Consider the following 13,961-nt stretch of genomic DNA (forward strand, 5'->3'; position numbering starts at 1 on the left):
TCACGCACCCCGCACACCGGGCGGAAGCCCGCGCCTCCGCGCAGAATCGAAGTATGGATCTGCCGGTCATGCCCCCCGTCAAGCCGATGCTCGCCAAGGCCGTGGCGAAGATTCCGCCGGACATGCACTACGAGGCGAAGTGGGACGGGTTCCGGGCGATCGTGTTCCGGGACGGGGACGAGATCGAGATCGGCAGTCGTACCGGCAAGCCGCTGACCAGGTATTTTCCGGAGTTGGTCGAGGCGCTGCGGGAGCGGTTGCCGGAGCGGTGCGTGATGGACGGGGAGATCGTGATCGCCCGGGAGGGGCGGCTCGACTTCGACGCGCTCACGGAGCGGATCCATCCCGCCGACTCGCGGGTGCGGATGCTGGCCGAGAAGACGCCGGCCTCCTTCGTGGCCTTCGACCTGCTGGCCCTCGCCGACGCCTCGCTCCTTGACGCGCCGCTGGGCGACCGGCGCGCGCTGCTGGTGACGGCGCTGTCCGAGGCGACGGCGCCGGTCCATGTGGCGCCCGCGACCACGGACCGCGAGGTGGCCGAGCGGTGGTTCGAGCAGTACGAGGGGGCGGGGCTCGACGGGGTCATGGCGAAGCCCCTCACGCTGCCGTATCTGCGGGACGAGCGTGCCATGTACAAGATCAAGCACGAGCGGACGGCGGACGTCGTCGTCGCCGGGTACCGCTTCCACAAGAGCGGGCCCGTCGTCGGCTCGCTGCTGCTGGGCCTGTACGACGACGGGGGCACGCTCCAGCACGTGGGCGTGAGCGCCGCGTTCACGATGAAGCGGCGGGCGGAGCTGGTGGAGGAGCTGGAGCCGCTGCGGCTGGAGGACGCGGCCGACCATCCGTGGGCGGCCTGGGCGCAGGAGTCGGCGCACGAGTCGGCCCGGCTGCCGGGCGCGCCCAGCCGGTGGTCGGCGAAGAAGGACCTGTCCTGGATCCCGGTCCGGCCCGAGCGGGTGGCCGAGGTGGCGTACGACCACATGGAGAACGGCGTACGGTTCCGCCACACGGCCCGCTTCCGCCGATGGCGTCCCGACCGTACCGCCGAGAGCTGCACGTACGCGCAACTGGAGGAGCCGGTCGGCTACGACCTGGCGGAGATCCTGGGGCCGCGGAGCTGACACACCGGGCACGGAACCATGTCGTCCGCGCCCCCTGTTCGACCCTGCACGGATCACCCCGCCGAGCCGATCACTTCACTCGCCCCACACAGGCAGAAACGATCGGGTATAGCCATCGATGGACTGTTGAACGCACAATCGATGGCACGGGACAGGTGGCACGGTGGGCATGCGAGAGATGGTGCGGGCACGGCGGGGCGCGTGGACGGCGGCGCTGCTGGCGGTCACGGTGGCGGGTTCCCTGGTGTCGGGCTGCACCTCGGGGGGCGGAGCCGCCCACGACAGCCGGTCCCCGAGTCAGAGCCAGAGTCCGAGCCCGAGCGGGACGGACACGGCGAACGCCGGTCCGGTGCTCGCCGTGAAGATAGACAACGCGCCCGACGCCCGCCCCCAGACGGGGCTCGACGCGGCGGACGTGGTCTACGCGGAGCAGGTCGAGGGCGGACTGAGCCGGCTGATGGCGGTCTTCGCCACCACCCTGCCCGACTCCGTCGGACCCGTGCGCAGCGCCCGGGAGTCGGATCTGGAACTGCTGAGACAGTTCCACGACCCGACGCTCGCCTTCTCCGGGGCCCAGCACAAACTGCTGCCGCTGATAGACGACGCCCCGCTGGATCCCGAACCGGCCGGGAAGGTGCCCGACGCCTGGTACCGGGGCTCGGGCAAGGCCGCGCCGCACAATCTGTATCTGCGTCCCCGGCGGCTGATGGACTCCGTGCCCGGCGACGCGGCGCTGACCACAGGCTTCCGCTTCGGTGCCGCGCCCGCGGGCGGCACCCCCGAGGACTCCCTGACCGTCCGCTTCCCCTCGGCCCGCTTCACCTTCACCTGGTCCGCCGACCGCGGACGCTGGCTGGTGGCCATGGACGGCACCCCGACGGTGACGACCGACGGCAGGAAGGTGGCCCCGGCGACGGTGGTCGTCCAGCACGTGAAGGTGCGCTCGTCGAAGTACCACGACTTCCTCGGCAACAACACGCCGTTCACCGAGTCGGTGGGCTCGGGCACGGCCCAGGTGCTGCGCGACGGCCGCGTCTTCGACGCGCGGTGGACACGCCCCGCGGCGACCGACGGCACCCGGTTCACCACCGCGGACGGCGCACCGCTGAACTTCGCCCCCGGCCAGGTGTGGGTCGTCCTCGTCAAGGCGTGAGCCCGGGGGTGAACCGCGAGCCTTCACCGGGACGTTGAACCCGGGGCACCGACCTCAGGGCTGTGCCCGGACGGGCTCCCCCGGGTTGCGGAGCCCCTCGGCCGCGTCCGAGACCCGTTGGATGAGGTCGAAGAAGAGGTCCTGTTCGGCCGCGGAGAGGGGCGCCAGGAACACCTGGTTCATGCGCGCCGTGCGGACGGTCAGCTTCCGGTGGACGCGCAGCCCCTCGTCCGTGAGCCGGAGCAGGAACCGCCGTCCGTCCTGGGGGTCGCGCACCTTGTCCAGCAGGGCGCGGCGCCCGAGCCGGCTGATGACCTCCGCGATGGTGGACCGGTCGAGCCCCACCCGCTCCCCCACTGTGCGCTGGTCGAGACCGGGCTCGGCGACGAGCGCGTTCAGGACCGCGAACTGGGGCGAGGTGATCTCCTCGGAGACCATCGTGTTCCACAGCAGGTAGTGGGCCTGCTGCAGACGCCGGGCCAGGTGCCCGGGGTGGGTGGAGAGGTCCACCGCGGCCATGTGCGCTCCTCGGATCCGGTGGGCGCCGGTGCGTTCCCATTCGTTGGTGCACTGAACGATACCCGCCCACCCGACGACTGTCTCGCCCTCGCCGATCCCGCCGACCACTCCCCCAACGTCGCCTATCTGGAGTCTTGACGGGCCGAACTCCGGATGGCAGCGTGTCGGGCACCTCGAAAATTAATCAGTGTGCTGATTAATTGGAGGTGCAGGACACTCGGGAGAGATGGGGCTTCACGGATGGACAAGGTGGTCGCCACGGCCCTGGAGGCGGTGGCCGATGTACCGGACGGCGCGACCCTGGCGGTCGGCGGATTCGGCCTCAGCGGCGTGCCCGACGTACTGATCCGGGCGCTCCACGAGCGGGGCGTACGCGAGCTCGGGGTCGTCTCCAACAATTGCGGGGCCATGGACCGCGGACTCGCGACCCTGCTCGCCGCCGGACGCATCGCCCGGGTCACCGGCTCGTACATCGGCGCGAACAAGGAGTTCGCCCGGCAGTACCTGGCCGGCGAGCTGGAGGTCGAGATGATCCCGCAGGGCACCCTGGCCGAGCGGCTGCGCGCCGGCGGCGCCGGGATCCCCGCCTTCTACACGCCCGCCGGGGTCGGCACCCAGGTCGCCGAGGGCGGGCTGCCCTGGCGCTACGACGGCCACGGCGGCGTCACGGTGGCCTCCCCGCCCAAGGAGGTGCGGGAGTTCGACGGCACCGCGTACGTGCTGGAGCACGGCATCCGCACCGACTTCGCGCTGGTGCGGGCCGCGAAGGGCGACCGGCACGGCAACCTCGTCTTCAACAAGTCCGCCCGGAACTTCAACCCGCTCGCCGCGATGGCAGGCCGGGTGACGATCGCCGAGGTCGAGGAGCTCGTCGAGCCGGGCGCCATCGACCCGGACGCGGTGCACCTGCCCGGCATCTTCGTGCAGCGCGTCGTGGCCCTGACCCGCGAGCAGGCGGACTCCAAGATGATCGAGAAGCGGACGGTCTCGGCGTCCGCCACGGACGGAACGGTGGGCGCGTGATGCCCTGGAGCAGGGAAGAGATGGCCGCCCGCGCCGCGCGCGAACTCACCGACGGCCAGTACGTGAACCTCGGCATCGGCCTGCCGACGCTGATCCCCAACCACCTCCCCGCCGGGGTCGAGGTGATCCTGGAGTCCGAGAACGGCATCCTGGGCACCGGCCCCTACCCGGCCGAGGACCAGGTCGACCCGGACCTGATCAACGCGGGCAAGGAGACCGTCACGGTCCTGCCGGGTGCCTCGTACTTCGACTCCGCGCTGTCCTTCGGGATGATCCGCGGCGGGCACATCGACGTCGCCGTGCTCGGCGCGATGCAGGTGTCGGCCGGCGGCGATCTCGCCAACTGGGCCGTCCCCGGCAAGATGATCACCGGCATCGGCGGCGCGATGGACCTCGTCCACGGCGCCCGGACGGTCATCGTCGTCATGACGCACACCGCCAAGGACGGATCGCCCAAGATCCTGCGCGAGTGCGAGCTGCCGCTCACCGGGAAGGCCTGTGTGAACCGGATCATCACCGACCTGGGCGTCCTCGACGTCACCGAAGCCGGACTGGTGCTGGTGGAGACCGCGCCGGGCGTCACCGCCGCGGAGATCGCGGCGAGGACCGCCGCCGACATCGTCGTCCCGGAGGGGATCGGATCATGAAGGACGTCTACATCGTCGACGCCGTGCGCACGCCCGTCGGCAGGTACGGCGGCGCGCTGGCCGCCGTCCGCCCGGACGACCTGGCGGCGCACGCCGTACGCGAACTCCTCGCCCGGACCCCGGACCTGGACCCCGCCCGCATCGACGACGTGTACCTCGGCAACGCCAACGGGGCGGGCGAGGAGAACCGGAACGTGGCCCGCATGGCCGCGCTCCTGGCCGGGCTGCCCACCTCCGTGCCGGGCGTGACCGTCAACCGTCTGTGCGCCTCCGGACTCGAAGCCGTGATCCAGGCGGCCCGCGCCATCGCGCTCGGCGACGCCTCGATCGCGCTGGCCGGCGGCGTCGAGTCCATGACCCGAGCGCCCTACGTCCTGCCCAAGAGCGAGCGGGCGTTCCCCGCCGGGCACACCGAGCTGTACTCCACGACGCTCGGCTGGCGCATGGTCAACCCCCGGATGGACCCGCAGTGGACCATCCCGCTCGGCGAGTCCGCCGAACTCATCGCCGACAAGCACAAGATCACCCGGGAACAGCAGGACGAGTTCGCCCTCACCAGTCATCGGAAGGCGGCCCGGGCCCAGGCCGAGGGTCTCTTCGACCCCGAGATCGCCCCGCTGTCCCTGCCCGCGCGCAAGGGTCCGCCGGTCGGGTTCGGCGCCGACGAATGCGTACGCGCCGACGCCTCCCTCGACGCCATGGCCCGCCTGAAGCCGTCCTTCCGGGCGGAAGCGGGCACGGTGACCGCGGGCAACGCCTCACCCCTGAACGACGGCGCGGCGGCCCTGCTGCTGACCGACGCCGAGGGGCTGGCGGCCACCGGCCGCGAACCACTGGCCCGGGTCTCCGCGACCGGCGTCTCCGGCATCGATCCGCAGTACTTCGGACTCGCCCCCGTCGAGGCCGTCAACCGCGCCCTGGCCAAGGCGGGCAAGGGATTCGACGACCTGTCGGTGCTGGAGCTGAACGAGGCCTTCGCCGCCCAGGTCCTCGGCTGCCTCGCCGAATGGCCCGACCTCGACCCCGCGATCCTCAACCCGCAGGGCGGCGCCATCGCCCTCGGCCATCCACTCGGCGCCTCCGGAGCCCGGCTCGCCGGAACCGTCGCCCACCAACTCGCCCGCAAGGGAGGCGGAACCGGCGTCGCCACCCTCTGCATCGGCGTGGGCCAGGGCCTCGCCCTCGTCCTCGAACGCTAGGAACCCGACCATGGCTCTCACTCAGGCGGAGATCGACGCCGAGATCAAGGACCACCAGGACGCGTACGACAAGGCGGTGGCCGGCGGCTCGCCCGTACGGCACCACCCCGCGCGCGACTACCCCCCGTACCGCAGCTCACGGCTGCGCCACCCGAAGCAGCCGCTCGTGGCCGTGAGCGGCGGCGACCCGGAGACGGTCGAGCTGTCGGGCCCGGTCTTCGGGGTCACCGACATCACCGAGATCGACAACGACCTCACCCTGCAGCACCGGGGCGAGCCGATCGGCGAGCGGATCACCGTCTCGGGCCGGCTGCTCGACCGTGCCGGCCGCCCGGTGCGCGGGCAGCTCGTCGAGATCTGGCAGGCCAACGCCGCCGGCCGGTACGCCCATCTGCGCGAGCAGCACCCCGCCCCGCTGGACCCCAACTTCACCGGCGTGGGGCGGACCCTGACGGACGATCAGGGACGGTACTCCTTCACCACGGTCAGACCGGGACCGTATCCCTGGGGCAATCACACCAACGCCTGGCGGCCCGCGCACATCCACTTCTCGGTCTTCGGCACCGCGTTCACCCAGCGGCTGGTCACCCAGATGTACTTCCCCGGCGACCCGCTCTTCCCCTACGACCCGATCCTGCGGTCGGTGACCGACGAGGCCGCCCGCGCCCGGCTGGTCGCCGCCTACGACCACGAGCTGTCGCGGCCCGAGTTCTCCCTGGGCTACGCCTGGGACATCGTCCTCGACGGCCCCTCCGCCACCTGGATCGAGGAAGGCCGATGAGCATGACCGAGCGGCCCCTGCCCACCCCCGCCCACACCATCGGCCCCTTCTACGGCCACGCCCTGCCCTTCCCCGGCGGGGGCGAGATCGCGCCCCCGGGCCACCCCGACACGATCACCCTGCACGGCCAGGTGTACGACGGGGCGGGCGCGCCGGTCCCTGACGCCCTGCTCGACTTCTGGCAGGCCGCGCCCGACGGCTCCCTGAAGGGCGCCCCGGGCTCCCTGCGCCGCGACCCGTCCACGGGCGGCTTCCTCGGCCGCGACGGGGTCGACTTCACCGGCTTCGGCCGGGTCCCCACCGACGCCGACGGCCGGTACGCGCTGCGCACGCTGCCGCCGGGGAACGCCGGGGTGCCGTACATCGCGGTGTGCGTGTTCGCCCGGGGGCTGACGCACCATCTGTTCACCCGCGCCTATCTGGCCGACGGCCCGGACCCGCTGCTCGACGCGCTGTCCGACGAGCGGCGCGCCACGCTGATCGCGGCCGAGGGCGCGCCGCGGACGTACCGTTTCGACATCCGCCTTCAGGGCGAAGGCGAGACGGTCTTCCTGGAGTTCCCGTGACACCTGCCGACCCCCTCGCGGCCGACACCGGTCTGCTCGCCCCCGGCCGGGCCGGCTCCCCGGCGTCGGCCGCGACGAGCGACCGCGCCTATCTGCGAGCCATGCTCGACGCGGAGGCCGCGCTGACCCGGGCCCAGGCGTCCCTGGGGCTGGCCCCGGCCGAGGCCGCGGCTGCGGTGACCCGCGCCGCCGAGGCCGCCGACTTCGACCTCGCCTCGATCGCGCTGCGCGCCCGCGGCGGCGGGAACCCGGTGATCCCCCTGGTCACGGACCTGACGGCGGCCGTCCCCGCCGAGTTCGGCGCCTACGTCCACCGGGGCGCCACCAGCCAGGACGTCCTGGACTCGGCCGCGATGCTCGTCGCGGCCCGCACCCTGGACCTCGTCCTGGCCGACCTGGAGCGGACGGACGCCCGGCTCGCCCGACTGGCGGCGGAGCACCGGGACACCGTCATGCCCGGCCGCACGCTCACCCAGCACGCCGTGCCGACGACGTTCGGACTGAAGGCGGCGGGGTGGCGGTCGCTCGTGCTCGACGCCCGGGACCGGCTGCGCACCGTGCGGGTCTCCCTGCCTGCCCAACTGGCAGGCGCAGCAGGCACCTTGGCGGCTTTCACCGCTTTCGGCGCGGACGACACCCGGGCCCTCGTCGCCGCGTACGCCCGCGAACTGGGCCTCGCCGAGCCGGTGTTGCCCTGGCACACCCTGCGCACCCCGATCGGGGACCTGGCCGGGGTGCTGGCGTTCACGGCCGGTGCGCTCGGCAAGACCGCCGTCGACGTGCTCACCCTCTCGCGCACGGAGATCGCCGAACTGGCCGAGGGTTCCGGCGGCGGCTCGTCCGCGATGCCGCACAAGGCGAACCCGGTCAGGGCGACCCTCGTCGCCTCCGCCGCCCGGCGCGCGCCCCTGCTGGCGGCGACGCTGTACGGCGCGATGGCGGCCGAGGACGAGCGGCCGGCCGGGGCCTGGCACGCCGAGTGGGAACCCCTGCGCGATCTGCTGCGGCTGGTCGGCGGGGCGGCCCGGGACACGGCCGAACTCGCCGAGGGGCTGGTGGTCGACGCCGACGCGATGCGCGAACACCTCGGCATCACCCATGGGCTGATCGTCTCCGAGCGGCTGGCCGCCGAACTCGCCCCCGTCCTCGGCCGGGCCCGCGCCAAGGAGCTGCTGACCCGGGCCGCCGAACGGGCCGCCGGTGAGCGCCGCCCCCTCGCGGAGCTGCTCGGCGAGGAGCCCGCCCTCCAGGGGCTGTCCGGGGTCGACCTCGCCGACCTGACCGACCCGACCCGTTACACGGGCTCCGCCGGAGTCCTCACCGACCGCGCTCTGGAGCGACGTTGACCGCGAACCTGCTCACCCACTACACGGAGGGGTCCCCCTCCGCTCCCCCGCTGCTCCTCGGGCCCTCGCTCGGGACGTCGTACGCCCTGTGGGACAAGGTCGCGCCCGAACTGTCCGCCGGTCACCGGGTGGTGCGCTGGAACCTGCCCGGACACGGCGGTGCGCCGGCCGGGGCGATCGGCCCCGGGGCGACGGTCGCGGACCTGGCCGCGCTGGTGCTGGAGCTGGCCGACTCCCTCGGCATCGGCCGATTCGCCTACGCCGGTGTCTCGTTGGGCGGCGCGGTGGGCCTGCATCTGGCGGTGCACCACCCCGAGCGGCTCACCTCCCTCGCCGCCATCTGTTCCTCGGCCCACTTCAACGGGTCGAAGCCGTGGGAGGAACGGGCCGAACTGGTGCGCCGCGAGGGGCTCGGGCCCGTCGCGGCGACCGCCGACTCCCGCTGGTTCACCGCCGGCTTCACCGTGCCGGCACTGGTCCAGGACCACCGGGACGCCGACCCGGAGGCGTACGCCGCCTGCTGCGACGCCCTGGCCGCGTTCGACCTCCGCGACCGGCTGGCGTCGATCACCGTGCCGACGCTGCTGATCGCCGGGCGCGAGGACCCCGCGACACCGCCCGCGCACCTGCGGGAGATCGCGGACGCCGTGCCGGGCGCGGCGCTCGTGGAGATCCCCGGCGCCTCGCATCTGGCGCCCGCCCAGTGTCCCGAGGCCGTGCTGACGGCCCTGCGTGCGCACCTCTCCGGCGACGCCGGGCCCGGTATGCGGGTGCGCCGCCAGGTCCTCGGCAACGCGCACGTGGACCGCGCGCAGGCCCGGCAGACCCCCTTCACGGCCCGGTACCAGGAGTTCATCTCGCGCTACGCCTGGGGCGAGATCTGGACCGACCCGACGCTCAGCCGCCGCGAACGCAGCCTGGTCACACTGACCGCGCTGGTGGCGCACGGCCACCTCGACGAGCTTGCCCTGCACGTCCGGGCGGCCCGCCGCAACGGACTCACCGAGGACGAGATCGGCGCGGTGCTGCTCCAGAGCGCGGTCTACTGCGGCGTCCCGGCCGCCAATTCGGCGTTCGCGGTGGCACAACGGGTGCTGGCGGAGGACACCGAGGAGGCCGGGGACTCTCCGTCGAGCCCGCCGGACTGACCCCGATCGCGAGGCGGCCGGGGGCTCGTCACAGACCCGCCAGGGCCGCCTCCGCCTTCGCCGCCAGGCCGTCGGCGCCTGAACTGCGGGCCAGGGTGAGGCCCTTGTTCAGTTCCGGCACCGAGCGGGACGCGATGCCGTACTCGATGCGGGCCGCCGCGTGTTCGTACTGGCAGGGCGAGGCTTCCAGATAGGTGACGGCCTGGGCCGCCAGCCGGACCGCGCGCTGACCGGTCTCGAGGGCGGCGGCGCACCGCAGGGCCTCGCCGATCGCCGTGTCGGTGCCGAACCGCTCGGCCTGGCGGCGGGCGTCCGCGGCGAGGGAGGCGGCGCGGGCCGGGTCCTCGTTGGCGAGTGCCCGCGCGAGGTCGACGGCCCAGGGCGCGAGCACCGTGTTGTGGTGGCCGCGCGCGGCGGCGGCCTTCTCCGCCGCCTCCAGTTCGTTGATGCCCTCCTTGGCGCGGCCGGTGGCGAGCAGGAGCCGGCCGCGCACCGAACGGGTGTCGGGCAGGACGATCGTGGCGGGGTACGGAGGTGCGAAGCCGTAGCGCTCGGCGATCTCCGCCGCCTCCCCGACGTGCCCGCGGGCCAGCAGGGTGTCGATGAGCCCGCAGGTCGCCGACCAGTACAGGGCAGTCCGCGACCGACCCGCTCCGCGAGCCGCAGCGACGCGCGCTGGTAGTGCTCGGCGTCGGCCAGACGGCCCCGCCTGCGCAGGGCCAGTCCGAGGTAGGCGTTGGCCAGCGAGAGGTGGCCGCCGCTCCAGCCCGCCTTCACATAGGCGTGCAGGGCCTCGCTGAACAGGCTCTCGGCGCGGTCCAGCCGGTCGGTGTAGGCGTACGCGCTGCCCAGCATCAGCAGGAGTTCGACGCCCCACTCCGTGTCGGTCCAGGCGAGTCCGGGTGCCAGGCGGCCGTTGACGAGTGCGCGGTCGCAGAGTTCCACGACCACCTCGGCGTTCTCGCCGCGGGGCATGGCGTCGAAGCCGCGCAGTATCAGCAGCGCGCGCTCGGAGTTGTCGCGACCCGTGCAGGTCGTGACGAGCTCGGCGAGGCCGCTGGACTGTCCGGCGCGCTCCTCGCCGGCGTGGATTCCCTCCCACATGTAGTGCACGGCCTGGAGGCGCATCCGCGCGGGTCCCGGTTCCAGCTGCTCGACCTCGGCGTCGACCGTGCGGACGGCCTCGTCCAGCTGGTTGTTGTGCAGGAGTGCCTGGGAGAGCCGGAAGACGGCGTCGACCCGCTCGGTCTCCTCGAGACCGGGGCGTTCCAGCGCGGCCCGGAGGTGGCCGATGGTCGTGGCCGGCGCGGTCAGCAGCGTGGCGCAGCCCAGTTCGTACAGGACCCGTGCGTGCACCTCGGGCAGCGGCGGCTCCTTCAGGGCGCGCTCCAGGCAGCGCCGGGCCGCGTCCGGGGCGCCGACGGCGAGGTGTTCGCGGGCGGCTTCGCGCATCTGCTCGACGAGCTCGGGATCGTCGTCCGGATGGACTTCGAGCAGATGGCGGGAGGCCGCGGCGGCACCGCGTCCGGACTCGGTGACCGCCCAGGCCGCCTGGCCGTGCATCGCGGTGCGCAGGGCGTCCGGGATGGAGCGGTAGACCGCCGAGGCGATGAGCGGGTGGACGAACTCCAGCTCCTCGGACCCCGACCGGCCGCCCGCTGATCCGACGGCGGTCAGGATGCGGGCGGCGCCCAGCAGTTCGGCGCAGCGGGAGGCGTCGTCGTCCGGCATTCCGGCGAGCTGGGCGGCGAGGTCGAGGGAGATCCCGGTGCCGAGGATCGCGGCGGCCCAGGCGAACCGGGTGGCGTCGATGCCGAGTCCTTCGAGGCGGGCGACGAGTCCGCGGCCGCGGGCGGAGCGGTTCAGGTCGCGCAGCTCGGCGGCCGAGCCCTCGACCGGTTCCAGGTCGCTGTCCTGGACCTTGGCGAGCAGCTCGACGGTCTCGTACGGGTTGCCGCCGGTGACCGCCCAGACCTCGCGGCAGAAGGGCGCGTCGGCGTGCTCGCCGAGCGTGGCCCGGGTGAGTCCCTCGGTGGCTGCCGGGGTCAGCGCGGTCAGCGTGGAGACCGGGCGGGCCACCGCGGCGACCGCGTCGAGCAGCCGGGCGCTCTCGCCGCCGACCCCGCCGGGCCTGCGGGCCATCACGACGAGGACGGACAGGTCGTCCAGGCGCTCGGCGAACGAGGCCAGCCAGCGCAGGGTCTCCTGGTCGGCCCAGTGCGCGTCGTCGATGAGCAGCACGAGCGGCCATTCGCGCTTCGCGAGCCGGCGCACCGCGGCGACCAGACCGTCGCAGACGCCCTGCGGGTCGGGCTGCCGGTCGCCCGGTTCGGCGATGCCGAGGGCGGGCCCGGCGATGTCGTACCAGTCCCCCAGGTACTCGCGGGCCTCTTCCGGGAGCAGCGAGAGCAGGGCCGGCTGGAGCAGCTGCCGTACGACGTTGAAGGGGACGGACGTGACGGTCTCGCCGCCGCGCGCCGACCACACGGCGCAGCCGTTGCTCTCCGCGATCCTGCGCGCCTCGGCCAGGAGGGCGGTCTTGCCGAGTCCGGCCTCTCCGGTGAGCACCAGCACGGTGCCCGAGGTGGCCGAGTCCGCGCGCAGCGCGGTGATCGCCTCTCCGAGGGTGGCGACTTCCCCGTCGCGCTCCCACAGGGAGGCCGAGGCGACCGCTCCGGGCCGTGCCTCCGTCATCCCGTTACCTCCCCAGGTCGCCCGTACGACGTAACTCTCATGAGCCTAGCCTCACGGGAGCCGTGGCGGAGGCGGGACCCGGCACCAGTTGCCGGGACGGACGACGGCGACCGCGCGGAGCGCACGCCGGTCCATGTCCCGTCTTCCCAGGTGGAAATGACGGATAGTCAACTGCTAGAAAAATGAAGGTAATTTTCCTCCTTCACAGGCAACCCCGGACCGCGCCCGGCCGGACCGCGGGTGACCGCGGGGAGTACCGGCACGAGCGCCCCCGCGCGCAACCGTGACCTGCACGCCCTCTCCGGGAGCGCTCCTCCGGGACGTGGCGCACGGGTGCCGCGGAGGTCCGGTCGGGCCGGTCGCGTCCGGCGTGCCGGGGCGTCGGCCAGCGCCCGCCGGGTTCCGCCGCTTCACGCCCGCGAGCCGACGCCCGCGCCGTGCGCCGCGCACGCCCGGCGCACTCCTGGTACTGGCGTTCTTCATCCGTCCGGTGGGCCTCCGTGTCCGCCCGGACCCGGCCGTCCCCAGGCTGCGCATGCTCGCGTCAAGAATCGTCGGAGGGGGAGCCCTCTCATCCGCCTTTCACCCTCGACTCATACGGTGGGTCCATGACGCAGGTGACTCCCCCCGGCTGGTACCCCGACCCCGGGCAGACAGATGACGCTCCCGCCACCGAGCGCTGGTGGGACGGTACGACATGGACCGACCAGGTCCGCCCCGTCGGGTCGGCGGCCGCATGGGGTCCCCCGGGGTACCCGGCGGCGGCCGGTCCCTATCCCGCGTACGCCCCCTCCGCGCCGCGGCGCGGGCTGCGGACCGGCATAGCCGTCGCGGCGGCCGTGGCCGTCCTCGCCGGCATCGGCGGTGGCGTGTACGCGCTGACCAGGGACGACGGGCGCGGCGGCGACGCGGCCTCGGCGAGCCCCGGCGGCCCGAACGGCCAGGGCGTGCCGGGCGGGCCCGGGGGCGGCCAGGAGGGCGGCCCGAACGGGGCACCCGGCGGCTCCGGGGGTTCGGACGGTGACGGAGGCTCCGATGGCTCGGGCGGGTCCGGCGGCTCCGGGGGGCAGAATCCGGCGCCGGACGAGTCCGGCCGGCCCGAGACCGATCCGGGCTTCGCGACGGACCTCTACAACGGCATCAGCATCCCGGTCCCGGACGGCTGGACCGGCCGGAGCGGCGCGGGCACGGCCTCGGTGGCCACCAAGGACACCTACAAATGCCCCGGCGACACCTCCAAGGACTGCCAGCGCGGCGGCGCCTACTCGGCCCCCGCGGCGGCCCAGAAACTGAAGTCCACGACGGCGGAGGCGGCGGCCAAGGAGGACATCTCCAAGAACGCGACCGAGTCGTACGGCAAGGGCTACGGCTCGATCACCTCGCACACCGAGCTCGCCTCGAAGGCGGTCACGGTGGCAGGTGAGAAGGGTTACATGGTCCGCTGGAAGGTCGTGACGAGCAAGGGCGACGACGGTTACGTCGAGTCACTGGTGTTCCCGTCCCCGGCCGACCACGGCTCACTGGTCGTCGTCCGCTTCGGCGTCGACATCAGCTCCAAGGCCCCCGAGCAGTCGGTCATCGACACGATCACCAAGGGCATCAAGGTGGCGTCGGGGGCCGGCGGCAACGGCCAGAACGTCTAGCGGCCGCCCGTGCGGGGGTCCTGCTCCGCCGGGGCGGGGCCCCGCCCCGGCTGTGACCGGTCCGGGCCCGGGTTCGGCTCCGGCTCCGGCTCCGGCTCCGGCTCCGGCTCCGGCTCCG

At 73.5% G+C, this 13,961-nt stretch carries 11 protein-coding genes and 1 pseudogene; 10 read left to right on the forward strand and 2 right to left on the reverse strand.

The window, feature by feature from the left end; genetic code table 11:
• Positions 1 to 53 precede the first annotated feature (53 nt).
• Both IO36_RS09595 and IO36_RS09600 read left to right on the forward strand, forming a co-directional pair.
• Positions 54 to 1,124 carry an ATP-dependent DNA ligase gene (locus IO36_RS09595; RefSeq protein ID WP_037618098.1) on the forward strand — a complete coding sequence of 357 codons (1,071 nt, stop codon included), beginning with the start codon at positions 54 to 56 and terminating at the stop codon, positions 1,122 to 1,124.
• Positions 1,125 to 1,293: 169 nt separating this feature from the next.
• Positions 1,294 to 2,277 carry a DUF3048 domain-containing protein gene (locus tag IO36_RS09600; RefSeq protein ID WP_037618099.1) on the forward strand — a complete coding sequence of 328 codons (984 nt, stop codon included), beginning with the start codon at positions 1,294 to 1,296 and terminating at the stop codon, positions 2,275 to 2,277.
• A gap of 54 nt (positions 2,278 to 2,331) precedes the next feature.
• Here the strand turns inward: IO36_RS09600 and IO36_RS09605 are convergent, their stop codons facing one another.
• Positions 2,332 to 2,796 carry a MarR family winged helix-turn-helix transcriptional regulator gene (locus tag IO36_RS09605; RefSeq protein WP_037618615.1) on the reverse strand — a complete coding sequence of 155 codons (465 nt, stop codon included), beginning with the start codon at positions 2,794 to 2,796 and terminating at the stop codon, positions 2,332 to 2,334.
• 240 nt (positions 2,797 to 3,036) lie between these two features.
• On the opposite strand from IO36_RS09605, the gene IO36_RS09610 reads away from it, so the two are divergent.
• From IO36_RS09610 to pcaD, 7 genes are read left to right on the forward strand one after another with little or no spacing between them, the layout of a single operon-like run.
• Positions 3,037 to 3,819, forward strand: a complete 783-nt coding sequence (locus tag IO36_RS09610) for a CoA transferase subunit A (protein WP_037618102.1) — start codon at positions 3,037 to 3,039, stop codon at positions 3,817 to 3,819.
• Positions 3,819 to 4,466, forward strand: coding sequence for a 3-oxoacid CoA-transferase subunit B (locus tag IO36_RS09615; RefSeq protein ID WP_037618103.1), 648 nt, complete (start codon positions 3,819 to 3,821; stop codon positions 4,464 to 4,466). The genes IO36_RS09610 and IO36_RS09615 overlap by 1 nt, the downstream gene beginning before the upstream one ends.
• Positions 4,463 to 5,665, forward strand: coding sequence for a thiolase family protein (locus IO36_RS09620; RefSeq protein WP_037618105.1), 1,203 nt, complete (start codon positions 4,463 to 4,465; stop codon positions 5,663 to 5,665). Before IO36_RS09615 ends, IO36_RS09620 begins: the two co-directional genes overlap by 4 nt.
• A gap of 10 nt (positions 5,666 to 5,675) precedes the next feature.
• Entirely contained in the window at positions 5,676 to 6,446 is a 771-nt protein-coding gene (pcaH, locus tag IO36_RS09625; RefSeq protein WP_037618107.1) for a protocatechuate 3,4-dioxygenase subunit beta, read from the forward strand.
• Between the two features lie 2 nt (positions 6,447 to 6,448).
• Positions 6,449 to 7,012: a protocatechuate 3,4-dioxygenase subunit alpha gene (gene pcaG, locus IO36_RS09630; RefSeq protein ID WP_425535518.1), complete on the forward strand. Its 564-nt coding sequence runs from the start codon at positions 6,449 to 6,451 to the stop codon at positions 7,010 to 7,012.
• A complete protein-coding gene (gene pcaB / locus IO36_RS09635; protein ID WP_037618111.1) occupies positions 7,009 to 8,358 on the forward strand; it encodes a 3-carboxy-cis,cis-muconate cycloisomerase in 1,350 nt (449 codons plus the stop codon). The genes pcaG and pcaB overlap by 4 nt, the downstream gene beginning before the upstream one ends.
• The gene (pcaD, locus tag IO36_RS09640) at positions 8,355 to 9,506 is read left to right on the forward strand and encodes a bifunctional 3-oxoadipate enol-lactonase/4-carboxymuconolactone decarboxylase PcaDC (protein WP_037618112.1); all 1,152 of its coding nucleotides are present in this window, start codon (positions 8,355 to 8,357) and stop codon (positions 9,504 to 9,506) included. Before pcaB ends, pcaD begins: the two co-directional genes overlap by 4 nt.
• Before the next feature lie 28 nt (positions 9,507 to 9,534).
• On the opposite strand, the pseudogene IO36_RS09645 reads toward pcaD, so the two are convergent.
• Positions 9,535 to 12,200: pseudogene (locus IO36_RS09645) on the reverse strand (ATP-binding protein).
• A 608-nt stretch (positions 12,201 to 12,808) separates the two neighbouring features.
• Between IO36_RS09645 and IO36_RS09650 the strand changes: the two are divergent.
• Positions 12,809 to 13,843, forward strand: a complete 1,035-nt coding sequence (locus IO36_RS09650) for a DUF2510 domain-containing protein (protein WP_037618113.1) — start codon at positions 12,809 to 12,811, stop codon at positions 13,841 to 13,843.
• The last annotated feature ends 118 nt before the right edge of the window (positions 13,844 to 13,961 follow it).

This window comes from Streptomyces aureus (genome assembly GCF_000725495.1).
Taxonomy (GTDB): domain Bacteria; phylum Actinomycetota; class Actinomycetes; order Streptomycetales; family Streptomycetaceae; genus Streptomyces; species Streptomyces aureus_B.

What these genes read in the sequence shown, in the direction of transcription:
- IO36_RS09595 (WP_037618098.1), top strand. Translation starts at nt 54, where the DNA reads ATGGATCTGCCGGTCATGCCCCCCGTCAAGCCGATGCTCGCCAAGGCC.
- IO36_RS09600 (WP_037618099.1), top strand. Translation starts at nt 1,294, where the DNA reads ATGCGAGAGATGGTGCGGGCACGGCGGGGCGCGTGGACGGCGGCGCTG.
- IO36_RS09605 (WP_037618615.1), bottom strand. Translation starts at nt 2,796, where the DNA reads ATGGCCGCGGTGGACCTCTCCACCCACCCCGGGCACCTGGCCCGGCGT.
- IO36_RS09610 (WP_037618102.1), top strand. Translation starts at nt 3,037, where the DNA reads ATGGACAAGGTGGTCGCCACGGCCCTGGAGGCGGTGGCCGATGTACCG.
- IO36_RS09615 (WP_037618103.1), top strand. Translation starts at nt 3,819, where the DNA reads ATGCCCTGGAGCAGGGAAGAGATGGCCGCCCGCGCCGCGCGCGAACTC.
- IO36_RS09620 (WP_037618105.1), top strand. Translation starts at nt 4,463, where the DNA reads ATGAAGGACGTCTACATCGTCGACGCCGTGCGCACGCCCGTCGGCAGG.
- pcaH (WP_037618107.1), top strand. Translation starts at nt 5,676, where the DNA reads ATGGCTCTCACTCAGGCGGAGATCGACGCCGAGATCAAGGACCACCAG.
- pcaG (WP_425535518.1), top strand. Translation starts at nt 6,449, where the DNA reads ATGACCGAGCGGCCCCTGCCCACCCCCGCCCACACCATCGGCCCCTTC.
- IO36_RS09650 (WP_037618113.1), top strand. Translation starts at nt 12,809, where the DNA reads ATGACGCAGGTGACTCCCCCCGGCTGGTACCCCGACCCCGGGCAGACA.